Annotated in this window: 20 protein-coding genes; 13 read left to right on the top strand and 7 right to left on the bottom strand. The window is 69.2% G+C overall.

Going from position 1 to position 20,475, the window contains the following annotated elements; genetic code table 11:
* Positions 1-9 precede the first annotated feature (9 nt).
* Positions 10-1,197, top strand: a complete 1,188-nt coding sequence (locus AC07UH_RS11805) for an acetyl-CoA C-acyltransferase (protein WP_038661195.1) — start codon at positions 10-12, stop codon at positions 1,195-1,197.
* A gap of 268 nt (positions 1,198-1,465) precedes the next feature.
* Here AC07UH_RS11805 and AC07UH_RS11800 read toward each other — a convergent pair whose 3' ends face one another.
* On the bottom strand, positions 1,466-1,954 hold the full coding sequence (locus tag AC07UH_RS11800) for an SH3 domain-containing protein (RefSeq protein ID WP_495180590.1): 489 nt from the start codon (positions 1,952-1,954) through the stop codon (positions 1,466-1,468).
* 100 nt (positions 1,955-2,054) lie between these two features.
* On the opposite strand from AC07UH_RS11800, the gene AC07UH_RS11795 reads away from it, so the two are divergent.
* The gene (locus AC07UH_RS11795) at positions 2,055-3,047 is read left to right on the top strand and encodes a 2-hydroxyacid dehydrogenase (RefSeq protein WP_137898753.1); all 993 of its coding nucleotides are present in this window, start codon (positions 2,055-2,057) and stop codon (positions 3,045-3,047) included.
* A 94-nt stretch (positions 3,048-3,141) separates the two neighbouring features.
* Positions 3,142-3,339: a YMGG-like glycine zipper-containing protein gene (locus AC07UH_RS11790; protein ID WP_038661201.1), complete on the top strand. Its 198-nt coding sequence runs from the start codon at positions 3,142-3,144 to the stop codon at positions 3,337-3,339.
* A gap of 25 nt (positions 3,340-3,364) precedes the next feature.
* Here the strand turns inward: AC07UH_RS11790 and AC07UH_RS11785 are convergent, their stop codons facing one another.
* The gene (locus AC07UH_RS11785) at positions 3,365-3,829 is read right to left on the bottom strand and encodes a hypothetical protein (RefSeq protein WP_495180589.1); all 465 of its coding nucleotides are present in this window, start codon (positions 3,827-3,829) and stop codon (positions 3,365-3,367) included.
* 16 nt (positions 3,830-3,845) lie between these two features.
* Positions 3,846-5,249, bottom strand: a complete 1,404-nt coding sequence (locus AC07UH_RS11780; protein WP_038661204.1) for an NAD(P)H-dependent flavin oxidoreductase — start codon at positions 5,247-5,249, stop codon at positions 3,846-3,848.
* 170 nt (positions 5,250-5,419) lie between these two features.
* On the opposite strand from AC07UH_RS11780, the gene AC07UH_RS11775 reads away from it, so the two are divergent.
* Positions 5,420-5,878: a hypothetical protein gene (locus AC07UH_RS11775; protein WP_137898754.1), complete on the top strand. Its 459-nt coding sequence runs from the start codon at positions 5,420-5,422 to the stop codon at positions 5,876-5,878.
* Positions 5,879-6,281: 403 nt separating this feature from the next.
* Here AC07UH_RS11775 and AC07UH_RS11770 read toward each other — a convergent pair whose 3' ends face one another.
* Genes AC07UH_RS11770 through AC07UH_RS11760 form a run of 3 tightly spaced genes read right to left on the bottom strand, consistent with a single transcriptional unit; the run spans position 6,282 to position 9,506 of the window.
* A complete protein-coding gene (locus AC07UH_RS11770; RefSeq protein WP_495180588.1) occupies positions 6,282-7,415 on the bottom strand; it encodes a glycosyltransferase in 1,134 nt (377 codons plus the stop codon).
* A 43-nt stretch (positions 7,416-7,458) separates the two neighbouring features.
* Complete coding sequence (locus AC07UH_RS11765) at positions 7,459-8,652, bottom strand: DUF418 domain-containing protein (protein ID WP_495180587.1); 1,194 nt, start codon at positions 8,650-8,652, stop codon at positions 7,459-7,461.
* Positions 8,649-9,506 (bottom strand): alpha/beta fold hydrolase, encoded by an 858-nt coding sequence (locus AC07UH_RS11760; protein WP_495180586.1) that lies wholly within the window; start codon positions 9,504-9,506, stop codon positions 8,649-8,651. Before AC07UH_RS11760 ends, AC07UH_RS11765 begins: the two co-directional genes overlap by 4 nt.
* A 37-nt stretch (positions 9,507-9,543) precedes the next feature.
* Here AC07UH_RS11760 and AC07UH_RS11755 point away from each other — a divergent pair, with 37 nt between their 5' ends.
* The 3 genes from AC07UH_RS11755 to AC07UH_RS11745 all read left to right on the top strand — a co-directional run bounded on the left by AC07UH_RS11755 (position 9,544) and on the right by AC07UH_RS11745 (position 13,316).
* Positions 9,544-10,902, top strand: coding sequence for a protein adenylyltransferase SelO family protein (locus AC07UH_RS11755; protein WP_495180585.1), 1,359 nt, complete (start codon positions 9,544-9,546; stop codon positions 10,900-10,902).
* A gap of 85 nt (positions 10,903-10,987) precedes the next feature.
* Positions 10,988-12,400 carry a succinylglutamate-semialdehyde dehydrogenase gene (gene astD, locus AC07UH_RS11750; protein ID WP_495180584.1) on the top strand — a complete coding sequence of 471 codons (1,413 nt, stop codon included), beginning with the start codon at positions 10,988-10,990 and terminating at the stop codon, positions 12,398-12,400.
* A gap of 343 nt (positions 12,401-12,743) precedes the next feature.
* Complete coding sequence (locus AC07UH_RS11745) at positions 12,744-13,316, top strand: P-loop NTPase family protein (RefSeq protein WP_495180583.1); 573 nt, start codon at positions 12,744-12,746, stop codon at positions 13,314-13,316.
* Here the strand turns inward: AC07UH_RS11745 and AC07UH_RS11740 are convergent.
* A complete protein-coding gene (locus AC07UH_RS11740) occupies positions 13,261-14,040 on the bottom strand; it encodes an EAL domain-containing protein (protein WP_495180582.1) in 780 nt (259 codons plus the stop codon). The two genes, AC07UH_RS11745 and AC07UH_RS11740, sit on opposite strands and share 56 nt — an antisense overlap.
* A 196-nt stretch (positions 14,041-14,236) precedes the next feature.
* Here AC07UH_RS11740 and cobA point away from each other — a divergent pair, with 196 nt between their 5' ends.
* From cobA to AC07UH_RS11710, 6 genes are all read left to right on the top strand, one after another.
* A complete protein-coding gene (gene cobA / locus AC07UH_RS11735; protein WP_495180581.1) occupies positions 14,237-15,067 on the top strand; it encodes a uroporphyrinogen-III C-methyltransferase in 831 nt (276 codons plus the stop codon).
* Positions 15,064-15,360, top strand: a complete 297-nt coding sequence (locus tag AC07UH_RS11730; protein WP_038661225.1) for a DUF2849 domain-containing protein — start codon at positions 15,064-15,066, stop codon at positions 15,358-15,360. Before cobA ends, AC07UH_RS11730 begins: the two co-directional genes overlap by 4 nt.
* A gap of 573 nt (positions 15,361-15,933) precedes the next feature.
* Entirely contained in the window at positions 15,934-17,565 is a 1,632-nt protein-coding gene (locus tag AC07UH_RS11725) for a nitrite/sulfite reductase (RefSeq protein ID WP_495180580.1), read from the top strand.
* Entirely contained in the window at positions 17,558-17,989 is a 432-nt protein-coding gene (locus tag AC07UH_RS11720) for a DUF934 domain-containing protein (RefSeq protein WP_137897461.1), read from the top strand. Before AC07UH_RS11725 ends, AC07UH_RS11720 begins: the two co-directional genes overlap by 8 nt.
* Entirely contained in the window at positions 17,982-18,740 is a 759-nt protein-coding gene (locus AC07UH_RS11715; RefSeq protein WP_495180579.1) for a phosphoadenylyl-sulfate reductase, read from the top strand. The genes AC07UH_RS11720 and AC07UH_RS11715 overlap by 8 nt, the downstream gene beginning before the upstream one ends.
* Positions 18,741-18,841: 101 nt before the next feature.
* Positions 18,842-20,470, top strand: a complete 1,629-nt coding sequence (locus AC07UH_RS11710; protein WP_495180578.1) for a histidine kinase famiy protein — start codon at positions 18,842-18,844, stop codon at positions 20,468-20,470.
* The last annotated feature ends 5 nt before the right edge of the window (positions 20,471-20,475 follow it).

The raw sequence follows: 20,475 nt of genomic DNA, 5'->3' as shown, positions 1-20,475 counted from the left end.
GGAGAGCGTATGTCCACCGATCCCGTCGTAATCGTCAGTTACGCCCGCACGCCGATGGGCTCGTTCCAGGGTGCGCTCGCCGGCGCCTCGGCGACCGAGCTCGGCGCCGCCGCGGTCAAGGCCGCAGTCGACCGTGCCGGTGCCTCGGCGGAGGCGATCGAGCGTATCTACATGGGCTGCGTCCTGCCCGCCGGTCTCGGCCAGGCCCCCGCCCGCCAGGCGGCGATCGGCGCCGGGCTCGGCACGCATGTCGAGGCGACGACGGTGAACAAGATGTGCGGATCGGGCATGCAGGCGGCGATCATGGCCGCCGATGCGCTCGCCGCGGGGTCGGTCGACCTGCTGGTGGCGGGCGGCATGGAGAGCATGACCAACGCCCCCTATCTCTCGCGCAAGCATCGCGGCGGCGCGCGCATCGGCCACGACACCTTCTACGACCATATGTATCTCGACGGGCTCGAGGATGCCTATGAGCCCGGCAAGCTGATGGGCAATTTCGCCGAGGATACCGCCGCCGACTATCAGTTCACCCGCAAGGCGATGGACGATTATGCGATCGAGTCGCTGCACCGCGCGCAGCGCGCGCAGGGGTCGGGCGCGTTCGATCGCGAGATCGTGCCGGTCGAGGTGAAGGGCCGCAAGGGTTCGACCACCGTCGCGCTCGACGAACAGCCGGCCAAGGGCGACGTCGCAAAGATCCCGACGCTCAAGCCCGCTTTCTCGCGGGAGGGCACGATCACCGCCGCCAACGCCTCGTCGATCTCCGACGGTGCGGCGGCGCTGGTGATGACCCGCGCCAGCGTCGCCGAGCGGCTCGGCCTCACCCCGATCGCCCGCGTCGTCGCGCATGCCGCGCACGCGCACGATCCGGCCAAATTCACCACCGCGCCGGTGTTCGCGATGCGCAAGGCGATGGACCGCGCCGGCTGGAGCCGCGACGACATCGACCTGTTCGAGGTCAACGAGGCGTTCGCGGTGGTGTCGATGATCGCGATCCACGATCTCGGCATCGACCCCGCCCGCCTCAACGTCCACGGCGGCGCCTGCGCGCTCGGCCATCCGATCGGCGCGAGCGGCGCGCGCATCCTCGCGACCCTGCTGTCGGCGCTCGAGACGAACGGCCAGCGCCGCGGCATGGCGTCGCTGTGCATCGGCGGCGGCGAGGCGACCGCGATGGCGGTCGAACTGATGAACTGACGCGCCTCCCCTCCCTGCACGGGAGGGCTGTCGCATATCGACGTTCATTCGAGCCCGCCGTGTCCCAGGCCTACCCCGTCACCCCGGACTTGTTCCGGGGCCCACCCTGCGGCGCGGAGAAAGGCTTGACTCGTTACCGTTCTCCTGTGGCCCGGTGGACCCCGGAACGGGTCCGGGGTGACGAATCTGATGAGGACACCGATCGAACCTCATTACCGCAGCCATATGCGATAGCCCTGCCCTGCACGGGAGGGGAGCGCCTAGCGCATCACGGCAGCCGCTCGGCCGGCTCGACGCCCCACAGGCTTCCGACCTCGACGAAGCCCGCCTGCCCGCGCACGTCGAAGCGGCACCAGCCGCCGCCGCAGGCGCTCAGCCGCCCGACGACGCCCGGTGCGGCACGCCACAGCAGCTTCGCGCCGCTCGACGCGCGTTCGTGCATCTCGACCGGCTGCGCGCCGCGGACGATCGCCGTCCGCCGTTCGCTCAGCAGCGCGGCGAGCATCCAGCCCTGCGTGCCGTCGGGATCCTCGACCTTGCGCCATTGCTTGAACGTCGCGACGACGCGCACCGGCAGATCGGCGCGCTGGTACAGCCAGCTCGCCGGATAGGTCTTGTCGGGGCCGGTGCGCATCCGCGCGCGACCGGCGTTGATCGACGCATAATAAGGCAACGTCTTCTTCGCCTCGGCGGCCAGCGCGCCGCCGTCGACCGCCAGCATCGCCAGTCCCGCGACCGCTAAAGCCCAATGGCGCATCATAACATTCCTCAATCTGGATGCCCCTCTCTAGCGCGGACGCGGGCAGGAGCAACGATCCGTTGACGCGACCCACGCGCTCCGCCAAGCCGATGCCGCGATGCCAGAGCCCCGCAAGACCCCCAGGGTGATCGTCACCCGCGAGCTCGCCGACACGGTGATGGACCGGCTCGAGGCGCTGTTCGACACCACCAACAATCGCGGCGACGCGGCGATGACGCGCGACCAGCTCGCCGCGGCGATGGCGGATTGCGACGTGCTCGTCCCCACCGTCACCGACGAGATCGACGCCGCGCTGATCGAAGGCGCGGGCGAGCGGCTGCGCCTGATCGCCAATTACGGTGCCGGCGTGAACCATATCGCGCTCAAGGCGGCGCGCGCGCGCGGCATCATCGTCACCAACACGCCCGGCGTATTGACCGAGGATACTGCTGACATGGCGATGGCGCTGATCGTCTCGGTGCCGCGCCGGCTCGCCGAGGGCGAGAAACTGGTGCGCTCAGGCGAATGGCACGGCTGGAGCCCCGGCGGCATGCTCGGCCACCGGATCGGCGGCAAGGCGCTCGGCATCGTCGGCATGGGCCGGATCGGCCAGGCGGTGGCGCGGCGCGCGCGTGCCTTCGGCCTGTCGATCCATTACCACAACCGCCGCCGCCTGCCCGCCGTCGTCGAAGCGGAGCTGGGCGCGACCTTCCATGCCGATCTCGACGACCTGCTCGGCCTCGCCGATATCGTCAGCATCCACACGCCGCTCAACGCCGACAGCCGCGACCTGATCGACCGCCGCCGCATCGGCCTGATGCGCACCCACGTCTATGTCATCAACACATCGCGCGGCGGCATCCTCGACGAAGGCGCGCTGGTCGACGCGCTTGAGGCGGGCCGGCTCGCCGGCGCCGGGCTCGACGTGTGGGAGCATGAGCCGCGCATCGATCCTAGGCTGCTCGCGCTGCCCAATGTGGTGATGACGCCGCATATGGGTTCGGCGACGCTCGAAGGTCGGCAGGCGTCGGGCGAGCGCGTCATCCAGAACATCCGCATGTGGGCGGACGGCCATCGCCCGCCCGATCAGGTGCTCGAAGGCTGGGCCTGATCGCCCCGCCGCCCGGTGACAAAATGTTGCCGGCCGGAACATCTTGCTGCGCAGCACCATTTATGCCGCTTCAGATTAGCAAGGGAAATCAACGATGAAGATCAAGCCGCTCGCCGTCTCCGCGCTCCTGCTCGGCTCCGCGATCAGCCTGTCGGCCTGTTCGACGCTCAAGGGTGCCGGCATCGGCGCCGCAGGTGGCGCGGGCGTCGCCGCGGCGACCGGCGGCAGCGTCGAAAAGGGTGCGGCGGTCGGCGGCGCCGGCGGCGCGGTCGTCGGCACCGTCGCCGACTAAACGAGGTTCGGGAGCGTCGAGCGCCTCAACCCGGCGCTCCCGTACACCGGGCAAGCAGTCGCGCCCGCGCGCGACCCTTGTCCCGCCCGAAGCGGCCGAGGATCGCGATCATCTCGTGCCGCGCCGGCACGAACAGCGTTTCGCCACCGACGGCGACCGCCACCCGCGTCGCCGGCACCAGCGCCGTCCAGCCCGCGCCTTCGGCGAGCATCAGCCCGCCCATAATCTCGACGTCGCGATCCGCTCGCTGCCAGCGTGCGAACACCCGCGACCGGAAGCGCGGATGCGCGTCGATCGCCACCAGCGCAACGCCCAATCGCGCCGCCAGCGCCCGGCCGTCGCGCTCGCCGGTCAGCAGATCGATATCGGCCACCGCGGTCTTGCCGCCGAGCAGCACCACCGCCGCGCTGCCGATGATCCACCACGGCGCGACCGCGGCGCGCATCGCCTGCGCCACCGCGACCAATGCCGTCTCGACCGCCGCGTCCATCGCGCCGACGGTCCGCTCAGTCCCCGGTCAGGATGCGATCGACCAATTGCTTCACCGTCGGCACGAAGCCGTTCGAGTAAAACGGATCGCGCTTGAAATTATACGCCGCATGCCCCGCGAACATCAGATTCTGGTCGATGTCGCCGCCATGCGCGATATCCTGCAGCGTCTTCTGGATGCAGAAGCTGCGCGGGTCGGCGAGCCGCCCGGTCGAATTGGTGTCGGTATCCGCCCAGCTCGAAAACGAGCATTGCGACAGGCAACCCATGCAATCCGCCTGATCCTTGCGGATGATGCCCTTCTCGACCGGCGTCACGAAGACCAACGTATTGTCCGGCGTCTTCAGCGCATCGGTATAGCCTTCGCCGAACCACTGGCGCGCGCGCAGCAGGTCGTTGCGCGTCACCCAGAAATTCTTGCCCTTCACGCCGACGTCGAGCTGGAAGACGTGATCGCCCGCCTCCTGCGTCGAAAAGGCGATCTGCCGCTCGGACCGCGCTTCCAGATTGCGCAGGAACGGATTGCGCACCGCCGACGAATAGAAGCCGGTCGGCGAAAAGCGGTGCAGCAGCACCTCGCCTTCCTCGATCTCGGTCAGCTTGGCCTTCCAGTCCTGCGGGATCGGGCTTTCCTGCGTCAGCAGCGGCCGCGTGCCATATTGGAAGGCGATCGTGCCGAGTTCCGGATTGTCGATCCAGTCGTTCCAGTCGCGCAGATACCAGACGCCGCCCGCCATCACGATCGGCGTGCTGTCGGGGATGCCGCCCTCGCGCATCACCGCGCGCAATTCGGCGACGCGTGGGAACGGGTCCTGCGGCTTCAGCGGGTCCTCGGCATTCGACAGGCCGTTGTGGCCGCCGGCGAGCCAGGGGTCTTCGTAGACCACCGCCGCCAGCCATTCCGCCGCCTTCGAATAGGCGCGCTTCCACAAGGCGCGGAACGCCCGGCCCGACGACACGATCGGCAGATAGGACACGCCGTAGGAGGCGGTGATCTCGGACAGCTTGTAGGGCATGCCGGCGCCGCAGGTGACGCCCGCGACCATGCCGCGCGTCCGCTCCAGCACGCCGTGCAGGATGCGCTGGGCGCCGCCCATCTCCCACAGCACGTTGATGTTGACCGCACCCTTGCCGCCGGCGATCTCATAGGCGCGATGCACCTGCTGCACCGCGCCCTCGATGGCATATTCGACCAGCTCTTCATGCCGTTCGCGGCGGGTCAGCGCGCGATAGACCTGCGGGATGATCTTGCCCTCGGGATCGTAGCTGTCGGCATTGACCGCGGAAACCGTACCGATGCCACCGGCGGCGGCCCATGCTCCGGCAGAGGCATGGTTGGTCGCGGCAACGCCCTTGCCGCCCTCGACGAGCGGCCAGACCTCGCGGCCATTGTAGACAATCGGCTTCAGGCCCTTGAACACGGAAAAATGCACCTCATCCGGGGGTAAATACGACCGGCTATACAAGAAGGATGCCCGGAAGCGAAGAAATTGCGCGCCCGCCGCCGCCCCCGTCGCGGCTTAGGCCGCGGTTAACCCCGTTGCGCCACACAGGCGCGATCGACGCGTCACGCGAGGGGAAGGCAATACCGATGGGGGTCCTCAATCACCTGATCGCGCCGCGGCGGGCGCCGGGCGCCTTGCTGCCGGTGCAGCCCCAGTCGCCGCTCGGCACGCTGCTGCTGCCGCAGTTCGCGCAGCTCGGCTGCGTCGCGGGCGCATTGCCCGATCACGGCCCGACCGGCTCGGCCTGGTCGCGCGCCTATGTCCTCGGTGCGGCCTGCGCCTCGCTCCAGCAGCATGGCGCCGCTCCGGTCAGCGACCACGCCTGTTTCGCCGCCGCGCTCGACGCATTCGCGCTGACCTATGGCGAAACCGACGCCCGCGCGATCCTCGCCGCGACCATCGCCGCCGCCGAGGCGCAGGAACCCGAGGTCGAGGACGGCCTGCTGCAAGGCGCCGCCGACCTCGCGCTGGCGACCTCCGGCGGCGCCGCCGCCGCGCTCCACTTCGCCACACGGCTCGGCGAGGAACTCGCCGAGGAAGCGTGAGCCCGACGGCATGCCCCGCGCTCCCGCGCCAGCGGACAAAGTGCGAAAGCCGCTCCGCCCCGCACCCGGACTGTACCCCGGCAGGTAGAGCGGATTTTCGAAGAAGGCTCGCCTTGAGCCGAAGTGCGGCTTGATCCCCGCAGCCCGAGAGCCCGGAGCTATTGCATATGGCTACGGTGATGAGGCTCGATCGGTTTCCCCATGAGATTCGTCACCCCGGACTTGTTCCGGGGTCCACCCAGCCGCAAGGGAAGGGTATCCAATCCAGCCTTTCTCCCCGCCGCAGGGTGGACCCCGGAACAAGTCCGGGGTGACGGGGTGGGTTTGGGACCCGGCGGCGCAAATGAGGGTTCATAACCGACAGCCCTGCCCCGGCGACAAAGCCGCGAAACGAACACCAGCCCTACCCCAGCACCCCCGGCCGTCCCATCGCCGCGCCGTACAGCGCCTTGTACCGCGCGATCATCGTGGCCTCGTCGAACGCGGCGCGCGCCTGCGCCCGGTTCGCCGCGCCCACCCGCGACCGCAGCGCCGCATCGGACACCAGCGTTTGCAACGCATCGCGCAGCAGCACCTCGTCGCCGCCGGTGACGAACGGCGCATTCTCCGCCGACACCATCCGCGGTACGTCGCCGACCGGCGTGCTGACCACCGGCAGGCCGGCGGCCATGCCCTCGACGACGCTGATCGGAAATTGCTCGCTCGCCGAGGACAGCGCGATGATGTCGAAATGGCCGACGAAGCGATGCGGCTCGCCGAGGAACCCCGGCATCACCACGCGCTCGGCGATCCCCATCGCGCGCGCGGTCGATTCGATCGCCGCACGCTCCGGCCCCTCGCCGACGATCACCAGCCGGAACCGGCCGGCGATGCCGCCGCAGGCGCGCACCAGCAGCGGCAGGTTCTTGACCTCGCGCAGGCCGGCGAGCGCACCGATCACCACCTCCTTGCCGTTCGGCACGAAGCCGGGGATCGCGCGTAGCTCGGGCTTCTGCGCGTAACGGGCGGTGTCGATGCCGTTGGCGATACGATGCACCCGCGCCGCCGGCTGCTTCCACGTCCTGAACGCGATGTCCTCCAGCACCTCGGACGGCACCACCAGCGCATGCGCCGCGCCGAGTGCGATCCGCCGATAGACGTTGCGCTCGATCTTCAGCCCCTTGGCCTCGTCGGCGTTGAAACCGTCCTCGTGATGGATCAGCGGTGGCGCACCCTTGGGGAAGACGCGCCGCGCCATCACCCCGTCGATCGCCCCCCAATTGTAGGTCAGCACCAGATCGAAGCGCCGCATGAATCGGGCCAGCGCCTCGTAGCGCGCCACCGACGGCCGCCCGGTCAGCGCCGGCGGGTCCTGCGCGATCTCGTAGCGCACGCCCTTGGCGATCAAGGCGCGCGCGCCGAGCTGGTCGGGCACGCCGCTGACGATCGTATGCCGCGCCGCATCGCCGAAGGCGTTCATCAGCCGCACCGCCCGCGCCTCCTTGCCGCCCAGGCTGAAGCTCGAATGGAGGTGCAGGATGTGAACGGGTTGCGGCATGCCGTGTCGTGTAGCGGCGCGGCGGGGTTCGCGGAAGAACGGTTTACCGCAGCGGCAGCCAGCGTCCCTCGACCACCGATCGCCACGCCCATTCGACCGGCGCGATACGGAACCGCCGCACCCACAGCACCGCCGCCCATAGCAGCAGCGCGTCGACCGCCAGCGCGAGCGCCATCATCGCCGCCCAGCCCATCCGCCCGTACAGGCCAAGCCCGTAAGGCGAGGAGATCAGCCACGACACGATCAGCGTCTGCGCGACGTACAGCGTCAGCGCGGTCCGTCCCGCCGCCGCGAACGGCGCCAGCCACCGCCCGCCGCGCGCGCTGCCGACGAGCAGCGCGACCGCCGCGACATGCCCCAGCGTCATCGCGAGCCGCGCGATATCGTCCCACATCCACGCGACGCCGATCCGCCCGTCGAAGCGCGTCGCCTCCCACGCGCCATACACGCGCAGCGGCAATCCGATGCCATAGCCCCAGGCGAGCATCCGCCAATAGCGCCGCTGCGACCAGCCGCCCTGCAACGCCCCCAGACGGAACAGCCCCGCGCCGATCAGCATCGTCGCCGCCGCCTCCCAGACGTAAACGATCTCCTCGCCGCCGAGCCGCTCCAGGCCGACGCGGCGCTGCCCCGCGGTCCAGTCGGCAGGACTGCCGTGGCCGAAGCGATCCTCGCGCGCCACCGCGGCGGCATTCTCCCGCGCCATCTGCACCCGCGCCGCCGCCGGCATTTCGGTCGTCAGCCCGCTCGCCAGCGTGAACGCCGCATAGGACAGGCCGAGGACGAACAGCGCCCGCGTCGACAGCGTCCGAAAGCCGCAGGCGATCAGCGCCGCCACCGCATAGGTGTGCAGGATGTCGCCCGGCCACAGCAGCAGGAACATGTGCGCGATGCCCAGCGCCCATAGCACCGCATTGCGCCAGCCGTAGCGCAGCGCCACCGCCAGCGGATTGTCGCTCGCCGCCGCGATCCGCTCGGTCAGGATCAGCATCCCCGCGCCGAACAGCATCTCGAGCAGCGCGCGCGCCGTCCCCTCGACCAGCAGCGTGTCGAGCCACCACGCCACCCGATCGGCGCCGGTCCAGCCGATATGGCGGATGTCGGACCAATTGGCGGTCATCGACGCGCCCATCTCGCTGACGTTCATCAGCAGGATGGCGAGGATCGCCACCCCGCGCAGGATATCGAGCAGGACGAGCCGCGGCGCCCCATCCGGCTCGTCGCCGGCGGGCGTCACGCTACCGCCTTCTCCAGGAGCGCGTCGATCGGCGCCTGCAACGCCGGCTCGCTCAGCGTCGGCGCATGGCCGACGCCGGGGAGCGTCACCAGTTCGCCCCGATCGAGCGCCGCCAGCATCCGTTCCGCCACCGGCTGCGACAGCACGTCGGAACGGCCGCCGCGGACGATCAGCACCGGCACCGCGCGCAACGCCGACAGCGCCGCCCACATGTCCGGCCCGCTCTCGTTGCCCGGGGTGCGGAACGGTTCGGCGATCTTGAGATCGTAATCGAGCACGATCCGCCCGCTGCTGGTCAGCCGGTAGACGCGCTTGGCCATCGCCAGCCAATCCTCGATCTTCCAGTCGGGATAGACGTCGGCATTGCCGTCCTGCAACGCGCGCGCGGCGTGCATCCAGGTCGGGCAACTGCTGCCCTTGCCGACATAGCCGCGGATGCGGGTGATCCCGCTCGCCTCGATCTCCGGCCCGACGTCGTTGAGCAGCGCCGCGGCGATCCCCGCCCCCGCCTGCGCGAGCAGCATCGTCACGATCCCGCCGAGCGAGGTGCCGACCGCAACGACGCGCGCGATGCCGCGTTCGGCGAGCAATGCCTGCACGTCCGCGACATAGGTCGCGGGGACATAGGTCATCGGATCCTTGGCATAGTCGCTCTTGCCGCGGCCGCGGAAATCGACCGCGATCACCTGCCGCCGCCCCGCCAGCCGTGCCGCGAGCGCGTCGTAATCGCGCGCATTGCGGGTGAGGCCGGGCAGGCAGAGCACCGGCGGCAGGCCCTCGTCGCCCGGATAGAAACGATAATGCAGCTTCAGCCCGTCGGCCGACAGCCAATAGCAGTTTTCATAAGCGGCCATGGTTGCGTCCTGCGGTTGGCGACCTCCATATCCACACATGCCCCCATCCCCGCAAGCATACCGCCCCGCCACCGCGTTGCTCGATCTCGCGCCGACGCTGGCCGATCCGGTCGCCGCCGCCGACTTCCCCCAAACCCGCCTGCGCTTCCGCAACGACCGCGCCGCCGGCGAAATCGGGCTCGACACACTGAGCGACGACGAATGGACCGAAGCGTTCGGCCGGTTCGTGCCCTTGCCCGGCACGCTGCCGCAGCCGCTCGCGCTGCGCTATCACGGCCATCAGTTCCGCCAGTACAATCCCGAGATCGGCGACGGCCGCGGCTTCACCTTCGCGCAGGTGCGCGACGCGGACGGGCGGCTGATGGACCTCGGCACCAAGGGCTCGGGCACCACGCCGTACAGCCGCTTCGGCGACGGCCGGCTGACGCTGAAGGGCGGCGTGCGCGAGATCCTCGCCACCGAGATGCTCGAGGCGCTCAACGTCCCCACCAGCCGCACGCTGTCGCTGATCGAGACCGGCGAGCAACTGATGCGCGGCGACGAACCGTCGCCGACGCGCTCGGCGGTGCTGGTACGCCTGAGCCACGGCCATATCCGCATCGGCAGCTTCCAGCGGCTCGCCTATCATCGGGACGAGGCGGGCATGCGCGCGCTGGTCCGCTACGTCCTCGCCAATCTCTACGACGAGGATTCGGACGATCCGCTGCGCCTGCTCGACCTCGTCGTCGGCCGCACCGCGACGCTCGCGGCAAGCTACATGGCGGCGGGGTTCGTCCACGGCGTCCTCAACAGCGACAATATCAACGTCACCGGCGAGAGCTTCGACTACGGCCCGTGGCGCTTTGCCCCGATCTGGGACCCCGCGTTCACCGCCGCCTATTTCGACCATGCCGGCCTCTACGCCTTCGGCCGCCAGCCCGAGGCGATCCATTGGGACGTGATGCAGCTCGCCGCCTCGCTGCGCCTGATCGCCGAGAGCGATCCGCTGATCGCCACGCTCGAGACGTTCGGCCCGCGCTACCAGCCCGAGATCGCCGCCGCGCTGCTCTGGCGGCTCGGCGTGCTGCCGCGCGGCGACGAGGCGGACCGGGCGCTGGTGCAGACGATGGAACGCGCGCTGCGCAGCGCCGCCGTGCCGCTCGACCGCTTCTTCTTCGACGTGTTCGGCGGCACGCTGCCCGACGGCTACGGCGACGACTGGCAGCCGTTCCGCGACGCGCTCGCCGCTTATGCCCCGCGCAAGGACCGCAGCCACGCCTATTGGCAGGGCGACCCGTGCAGCATGCTGATCGACGAGGTCGAGGCGATCTGGACGCCGATCGCCGAGGCCGACGACTGGAGCGCGCTAAATGCGAAGGTAGCCGCGATCCGGGAAATGGGCGAGGCGCTGGCGTAGCAGCGTCCCGTGTCCTCCCCCCGCCCCCACCTTGCCGCCCCGCCGCCATTCGCCTAACCCCTTGAGCAGCACAGACAGGGTACGCATGGCCGACGCGATCATCTCCTACGAACCCGCCACCGGTGCCGAGCTGTGGAGCGGCGCGATCGGCGACGCCGATGCCGAGGTCGGCGCCGCCCGCGCCGGCTGGGCGCGCTGGGCCGCGCAGCCGCTCACCGTCCGCATCGAGACGATGCGCCGCTTCGGCAACGTCGTCCGCCAGCGCCACGAAGCCTTCGCCGACCTGCTCGCCCGCGAGACCGGCAAGCCGCTGTGGGAGGCGCGCACCGAGATCGACAGCGTCATCGCCAAGGTCGACATCTCGGTCAGCGCCTATGCCGAACGCACCGCGCAGCGCCGGCTCGAATCGCCGATGGGCAGCCGCATGGCGCTGCGCCACAAGCCGCATGGCGTGCTCGCGGTGCTCGGTCCGTACAATTTCCCCGTGCACCTGCCCAACGGCCATATCGTCCCGGCGCTGCTCGCCGGCAATGCGGTGGTCTTCAAGCCGTCGGAAAAGACCCCCGCGAGCGGCGCCTTCCTCGTCGATTGCTATCGCGCCGCCGGCGTGCCCGAAGCCTGCGTCCGCCTGCTGATCGGCGGCCCGGCGGAGGGCAAGGCGCTCGCCGACCATGACGATATCGACGGCCTGCTGTTCACCGGCTCGGCGCGCACCGGCCTCGCGCTCAACCGCGCCTTCGCCGCCAAGCCCGAGAAGATCCTCGCGCTGGAGATGGGCGGCAACAATCCGATCATCGTCTGGGACACGCCGGACCTGCATTCGGCCGCGGTGCTGGTCATCCAGTCCGCCTTCACCACCGCCGGCCAGCGCTGCACCGCCGCGCGCCGCCTGATCGTCGAGGATCGTCTCTACGAGCCGCTGATCGACTCGATCTGCGCGATGGTCGGCCGGCTGATCGTCGGCAGCCCGCATGACGATCCGCAGCCGTTCATGGGGCCGGTGATCGACAATGACGTCGCCGACCAGTTGAGCGAGAGCTTCCTCGCCCTGCTGATGCGCGGCGGCCGCCCGATCCGCCATCTCGAACGCACCGTCGCCGACCGTCCCTTCCTCACCCCGGCGCTGATCGACATGACCGCGGCCACCGAACATCCGGACATCGAGCTGTTCGGCCCGATCCTGCAAGTCTATCGCGCCGCCGATTTCGACGCGGCGATCGCGCTCGCCAACACCACCCGCTACGGCCTGTCGGCGGCGCTGGTCAGCCAGACCCCGGCGCTCTACGACCGCTTCTGGGCCGGCATCCGCGCCGGCATCGTCAACTGGAACCGCCCGACCAACGGCGCCTCGTCATCGGCCCCGTTCGGCGGCATCGGCTGGAGCGGCAACCACCGCCCCAGCGCCTATTACGCCGCCGATTACTGCGCCTATCCGGTGGTCAGCAACGAAGCCGAAGCCGCCCGCGCCAACATCGGCATCGGCCTGCGCGACGCCTGACGCGGCACGGAGGAGGAACGCGGGAACACGGAGGCAAGCATTGAGGCGCGAGCCGCCTACCCAGAAAGCTTCGTCACCCCGGACTCGTTCCGGGGTCCACGCCGCGGCGAGGAGAAAGGCTGGAGGCGAGGTCGCTTCCCTGCGGCCCGGTGGACCCCGGAACGAGTCCGGGGCGACGGCGTGGGCGCGGACGGATCAACTCATGACATTTCGCGCGAAGACCGCAAAGCGCGCGCTCCTCGCCCGCGCCGCAGCGCGTAATCCCGATGGCAACGCATCGGTGATCAGCTATTTCTGATTCACCGGGCAACGCGCGCGTGCCGCACTCCTCTACATAACCCGCATGCCCCTCACCGCCCTCGGTCCGCGCATCTGCATCATGGGTCCGTCGAACAGCGGCAAGTCGACGCTGGCGCAGGCTATCGGTCAAGCCTGCGACCTGCCGGTCGTCCATCTCGACCAGCTTCACCATCTCCCCGGCACCGACTGGCAACCCCGCCCGGTCGCCGCGTTCGTCGCGCTGCACGACGCTGCGATACTCGGCGAGCGCTGGGTGATCGACGGCAATTATTCGCGTTGCCTGCCGCAGCGGCTGTCACGCGCGACCGGGGTCATCCTGCTCGACGTGCCGACCGTGACCAGCCTGCGCCGGTATCTCGCCCGCTGCTGGTTCGACCGCCACCGGATCGGCGCACTCGAGGGCGGCCGCGACAGCGTCAAATGGGCGATGCTGCGCCACATCGCGATCGCCACCCGGGCCAACCGCCGCCGCTACGATGCCTTCGTCGAGACGATCGCCCTGCCCGCCATCCGCCTTGCCACACCGCGGGCGATCGCCGCCTTCTACCGCGCCGCCGGCCTCACCCGGCCGCGACGCGACGCGCCTCGGGCAAAGTCACCGCCGGCAGGCATCTGAACCCTGGCCGCGCAAGCAGATAGCCCTGGATGTAGCGGATGCCGAGCCCGGCCAGCGTCTCATATTCCGCGACCGTCTCGATCCCCTCGGCGATCACCGCGATGCGGAGCGACTCGGCGATGCGCACCACGCCCTCGACGATCATCCGTCGCGGCAGGCTCTGTTCGATGCCGCGGATCAGATCCATGTCGAGCTTGATATAGTCGGTCTGGAACTTGGCGAGCAGCCCGAGCCCGGCGTGACCCGCGCCGAAATCGTCGATCGCGGTGCCGAAGCCCATCGCGGTATAGGATTCGACGATCGTCTTGACGTGCGCGGTGTCGGTCATCTCCTCGTTCTCGGTGAATTCGAAGATCAGCCGGTCGGTCGGAAAGCCGGTCGCATGCGCGGTCTTCAGCGTCAGCTGGATACAGGCGAGCGGCGAATAGACCGCATTGGGCAGGAAGTTGATCGACAATCGCGCATCGCCGTCGAGGATCCCCGCCGCCACCGCGCCCTCGATCGCCGCGACCCGGCATTGCTGGTCGAAGGCGTAGCGATTCTCCGGCGTCACCTGCGCCAGCACGCTCGCCGCCCCGGCGCCATCCGCGCCGCGCACCAGCGCTTCATAGGCGAAGGGCTGCCCGGTGGTGACGTCGACGATCGGCTGGAACGCCATCGCGATGGCGAAATCATGCTCCTCGCCGCGGCATCCCTGACATCCGGCTGGCTTGACCTGTATCATGCTGCCTTGCCTATCGACACGGGTGCTAAGGCTTCGTGAACATGGGGTTATCCTTTTCGGTGACGACCGCGCCGCCGTCGGGGCGATGGTCCCGGCACACGCCGCGCCGGACATCCGGTGGCATCGAAAGCTCCCCTAACTCCCGCCAAAGCAACGCTGGCTTGTCCGTCCGTCCGCCCCGGCCCATCTGGCGGATATGGCTACGCTTCTCGACCCCAACGCCCGCGGGCGCGTCATCCTGGTCGGTGCCGGTCCGGGCGATCCCGGCCTGCTCACCGTCCGCGCGGTCGAGGCGCTGCGCAGTGCCGATATCGTCGTCCACGACGGCCTGATCGATCCGCGCGTGCTCGACATCGCGCCGCCGCAGGCGCAGCGCATCTCCGTTGCGAAAAGCCGCGCGCGCCACACGCTGCCGCAGGAGGCGATCAACGCCCTCATCGTCGCGCACGTCAAGACCGGCGCGATCGTCGTCCGGCTCAAGGGCGGCGATCCCTTCATCTTCGGCCGCGGCGGCGAGGAGGTCGAGGCGGTGCGCGCCGCCGGCCTCAAGGTCGAGGTCATCCCCGGCGTCTCGGCGGCGCTCGGCTGCGCGGCGGAGGCGATGCTGCCGCTCACCCATCGCGACCACAGCAGCGCGGTCAGCTTCGTCGCCGGCCAGTGCAAGGGGCTCAGCGATCAGGATTGGTCGGGCCTCGCCGGTCAGGGTCGCACGCTGGTGATCTACATGGGCGTCGCCACCGCCAGCGACATCGCCGACAAATTGATGGCCGACGGCGTCGCCCCCGACATGCCCGTCGCGGTGCTCGAACGCGGCACGCTGGCGGGCAGCCGCGCGATCCGCACCCTCCTCGCCGATCTCGGCGCGATGGTGACGCGCGAGGCGGTGCAGAGCCCGGCGATCATCGTCGTCGGCGAGGTGGTCGAACTCTCGGACGCCGAGGACAAGCTTGCCCGCTGGGCGCGGATCGTCGAGGGAACCCACGAAAGTAATACTTTCGTAGGGCCCGCCGAGGAGACCGCGGCATGAGACTGTTGACAGGCAACGACCTTCCGACCGGCGATGTCGTGTGGTGGACCGGCACCGGCTGGTCGCGCCATGTCGAGGATGCGGTCGACGTCGGCACCGAGGGCGAGGGCATCCTGCGCACCGAGGAAGGCGCGCGCCGCGTCAACGTCCCCTATCTGATCGACGCGATCCCGACGCCCGACGGCCCGCGACCGGCGCATATCAAGGACCGCATCCGTGCGCTGGGTCCGACCGTGCGGCCCGACCTGACGCTCAAGCCGGCCGACCCGTCCGCGGGCAGCTGGGTGATATGATGCGCGCGAAGACGCGACGCCGCGAACGGAAGAAGGTTTTGGTTCGCGCAGAGGCGCAGAGGCGCGGAGGAGTTGCGCCTGCCGTAGCCGGTCTCCGTCTTCACGAGCGATGGAGAGCCGGGCCGTGGCTGGCACGCACGCATGCCATCCCCCATGCCGTCATCCCGACGAAAGTCGGGACCCATGGACGCGACGCGACCAGTGAAACGCGGAACGGTAACGGCGCTGTCACGAGGCTCGTGCCGGATCGGTCGAGGCTAAGCGAGGCCCAAAGCACCCGGAACAAGCCGCGCCCCCACCCCCGAGCGGCACCGCAACCATGGGTCCCGGCCTTCGCCGGAATGACGAAGGGAGGTGGCGTTCATGCCGCGCGCCACCGGCGCACCCCCTCCGCGCCTCCGCGCCTCTGCGCGAACAAAAACCTTCTTCTGTCTGCCGCCCCGCGCCACCGCACGAACGCCATGTCCGCGCCCCCGCGCCCCCGAGCGAACAAAAACCTTCTTCTCTTCGCGTCTTCGCGTCTTCGCGCGAACCCAACAGCCTTCGCCACGCACGCAGGCCGGAAAGCCGATCATGTATAAATACGACCAATACGACCAGGCGATCGTCGATGCCCGCGTCGACGAGTTCCGCGATCAGGTCGAGCGCCGCCTGTCGGGCCAGCTCACCGAGGACCAGTTCAAGCCGCTGCGGCTGATGAACGGCCTCTATCTGCAGCTCCACGCCTATATGCTGCGCGTCGCCATCCCCTATGGCACGCTCGACGGCCGCCAGATGCGGATGCTCGGCAGCATCGCGCGCGATTACGACCGCGGCTACGGCCATTTCACCACGCGCCAGAACCTCCAGTTCAACTGGATCAAGCTCGCCGACACGCCCGATATCCTCGCCCGCCTCGCGACGGTCGAGATGCATGCGATCCAGACCAGCGGCAATTGCATCCGCAACATCAGCGCCGACCAGTACGCCGGCGCCGCCGCGGACGAGGTCGCCGATCCGCGCCCCTGGGCCGAGCTGATCCGCCAGTGGAGCACCTTCCACCCCGAATTCAGCTACCTGCCGCGCAAGTTCAAATTCGCGGTGATCGCCGCGGAAGAGGATCGTGCGGCGATGCGCCTCCACGACATCGGCATCCGGCTCGTCCGACGCGACGGCGAACTTGGTGCGGCGATCTACGTCGGCGGCGGCATGGGCCGGACCCCGATGATCAGCCATCTCGTCCGCGACTTCGTCGGCTCGGACGATCTGATGAGCTATCTCGAGGCGTGCCTGCGCGTGTACAATCGCTACGGCCGCCGCGACAATATCTACAAGGCGCGGATCAAGATCCTGCTCCACGAGATCGGCGCCGACGAATATCGCCGCCAGGTCGAGGAGGAATTCCTCGCGGTCAAGCAGCTCGGCATCGATCCGCCCCGCGCCGAGCTCGACCGGATCACCGCGATGTTCGCACCGCCCGCCTTCGACGCGGCGGCACCGACCGAGATCGACCGCAGCGATCCCGACTTCGCGGTCTGGCTCGACCAGAACGTCGCCGCGCACAAGCAGGCCGGCTATGCGATCGTCAACGTCAGCCTCAAGCCCGCCGGCGGCATCCCCGGCGACGCCACCGCCGACCAGATCGAGCTGCTCGCCGAACTGGGGGAAACGTTCTCATTCAATGAGTTACGTGTGACGCACGCGCAGAACATCGTCCTGCCGCACGTCGCTGTGCGCGACCTTAGTGAAGTTTGGCGGCGCCTCTCGGACGCCGGTCTCGCCGAGCCCAACCTCGACCTCATCACCGACATCATCGCCTGCCCCGGCCTCGATTATTGCAGCCTCGCCAACGCCCGCTCGATCCCGCTGGCGCAGAAGATCGCGGCGCGCTTCGCCGACCGCGACCGCCAGCGCGACCTTGGCGAACTGAAGCTCAAGATCTCGGGCTGCATCAACGCCTGCGGCCACCACCACGCCGGCCACATCGGCATCCTCGGCGTCGACAAGAAGGGCACCGAAAACTACCAGCTCTCGCTCGGCGGCTCGGGCGCGGAGGACGTCAGCCTCGCCAAGATCACCGGTCCCGGCTTCTCCGAGGACGGCGTCGTCGACGCGATCGAGCGGGTCACCGCCCGCTATCTCGCGACACGCGAGCCCGGCGAGCGCTTCCTCGACACCTATCGCCGGATCGGCTTCGAACCCTTCAAGGAGGCGATCTATGGTTGATGCAGCCCTGCTCCGCTTCCGCGACGACGAGCCGCACGACGAGCCCGCGGTGACGCTCGACGCCTTCCTCGGCCAGAGCAACGCCACCGCGGTCCGCCTCGAAGCCGGTGAGGACGCGCGCGCCCTGCTCCCGCAGCTCGGCCAGCTCGCGCTGGTCGAGGTCAGTTTCCCGTCGTTTCGCGACGGCCGCGGCTATAGCGCCGCGCGGGTGCTGCGCGAGGCCGGCTATACCGGCGAGCTGCGCGCGGCGGGCGACGTGCTGGTCGACCAATTGCCGCTGATGCGCCGTTGCGGCTTCGACAGCTTCGCGCCCGAAGCCCCGATCGACGCCGACACGCTGCAACGCAGCCTCGACCGCTACGACTATCGCTACCAGCCCGCCGCCGATGCGGTGGTGCCGGTGTGGAAGCTGCGTCATGGGTGAGCCCGCCCGCGCGCTCGACGTGATGGACGTCGCGCCGCCCTTCACCACGGCGGATGCCGCGGCGATGCAGATCCGCTTCGCCGGCGTGCCTGCGGCGGACATGCTGCGCGAGTTGCTGACCGGTGAACTCGCCGGCCGCATCGCCTCCGTCTCGTCCTACGGCGCCGAGTCGGCGGTGCTGCTGCACATGGTCGCGAGCATCGACAAGGACGTGCCGGTGATCTTCACCAACACGCAGAAGATGTTCGGCGAAACCCTCGCCTATCGCGACGAGCTTTCCGAGAAGCTCGGCCTCACCGACCTGCGCGTCTTCCGCCCCGATCCGCGTATGCTCGGGCTGAAGGATGCGACCGGCATGCGCTGGTCCTACGACCCCGACGGCTGCTGCGAGATCCGCAAGGTCGAGCCGCTGCGCCGCGCGCTGGCGCCGTTCGATGCGTGGATCTCGGGCCGCAAGGGCTTCCAGGCGGGCACCCGCACCGCGCTGCCGCGCTTCGAGGAGGACGAGGGCCGGCTCAAGCTCAATCCGCTCGCCGACTGGTCGAAGAGCCAGCTGGACGCCTATTTCGAGGAGCACGACCTGCCGCGTCACCCGTTGGAGGCGCAGGGCTATCTGTCGATCGGCTGCGCGCCGTGCACCAGCAAGGTCAAGCCCGGCGAAGACCCGCGCGCCGGTCGCTGGCGCGGCTGGGACAAGGTGGAATGCGGCATCCACGTCTCGACGCTGCCCGGCGACGACCCGGCGTTCTGATCCGGATCATCCCGAACTGGGAACAACTGTAATCCAAGTGGGTTTTCCCGCACGATCGGCGGTGCCACGCGGCCAAGCCTTACTCTAGCGCTTGGAACGTCATGGCCGACGGTACGCCGGAAAAACCACGGGGTGGTCCACCGCCGCATCTGCAAAGCCTCGTCAACCACGACATGGGCGACGACAAGAACGGCATCTTCTTCGCGGCGGTGTCGACGACGCGGATGCCGATGATCGTGACCGACCCGCATCAGCACGACAATCCCATCGTCTTCGCCAACCCCGCCTTCATCAACATGACCGGTTACGGCCTCGACGAGCTGCTCGGGCGCAACTGCCGCCTGTTGCAGGGGCCGGACACCGACCCGGAGACGGTTGCGGACCTGCGCCGCGCGATCGAGCAGCGTCACGAGACCTCGGTCGAGATTCTCAATTACAAGAAGAATGGCGCCGCCTTCTGGAATGCGTTGTTCATGTCGCCGGTGTTCGACGCCGATGGCGAGCTGGTTTATTTCTTCGCCTCGCAGCTCGACGTCACCCGCCGCCGCGACGCCGAGGATGCGCTGCGCCAGGCGCAGAAGATGGAGGCGGTCGGCCAGCTCACCGGCGGGGTCGCGCACGACTTCAACAACCTGCTGACCGTGATCCAGGGCTTCGGCGACATCATCCTGAACAACCTGGAGCGCGACGGCGAGTTCGATCGCAAGAAGGCCGCCCGCTCGATGCGCGCGGTGATGCAGGCGGCGGAGCGCGGCGCGTCGCTCACCCAGCAATTGCTCGCCTTCTCGCGCAAGCAGAAGCTGCAGGGCCGCGTCGTCAACCTCGACGATCTGCTCGACCAGTTGCAGCCGCTCATCGAGCGCACCGCGGGCGGCGCGATCACCGTCGACATCCACCGCGGCGCCGGCATCTGCAACGCCCGGATCGACCCCACCCAGGCCGAGCTGGCGGTGATCAACATCCTGCTCAACGCGCGCGATGCGATGCCCGACGGCGGCACGATCACGATCGAGGCGAGCAACCGGACGATCGAGGCGGGCGACAAGGGCTTCGGCGAGCTCGAACCGGGCGAATACGTCATGCTGACGATCGCCGACCAGGGCACCGGCATGTCGCCGGAGATCCTCGCCCGCGTCACCGAACCGTTCTTCACGACCAAGGATCAGGGCAAGGGCACCGGGCTGGGCCTGTCGATGGTCTATGGCTTCATGAAGCAATCGGGCGGCTCGTTGCGGCTCTATTCGGAGGAAGGCCACGGCACCACCGTGCGGATGCTGTTCCCGTGCGAGGCCGCCGCGGTCGAACCGCAGGGATCGCAGCCGTCGCGCCCGCTCGCCGACAAACGCGGCAACGAGACGGTGCTGCTGGTCGAGGATCAGGCCGATGTCGGCGACTATGCCGAGGCGGTGCTGACCGACTTCGGCTATTCGGTGCTGCGTGCCGACAATGCCGATGCGGCGCTCGAGCTGCTCGACGGCGTCGGGACGATCGACCTGTTGTTCAGCGACCTCATCATGCCCGGCGGGATGAACGGCGTGATGCTCGCCCGCGAGGTCAAGCGTCGCCGCCCGCGGATGCGCGTGCTGCTCACCACCGGCTATGCCGAATCGTCGATCGAACGCGTCGATGCGCGCGGCGCCGAATTCGAGCTGATCCAGAAGCCCTACAAGCGCAGCGAGCTGGCCACCAAGGTCCGCCGCGTCATCGACGGCCCCACCGGCGTCGGCTGACCGCG

It is taken from the genome of Sphingomonas sp. GW821-FHT04B01 (assembly GCF_059420425.1).
The sequence above is the reverse complement of the archived record's forward strand: the minus strand, read 5'-3'. Positions and strand labels throughout refer to the sequence as shown.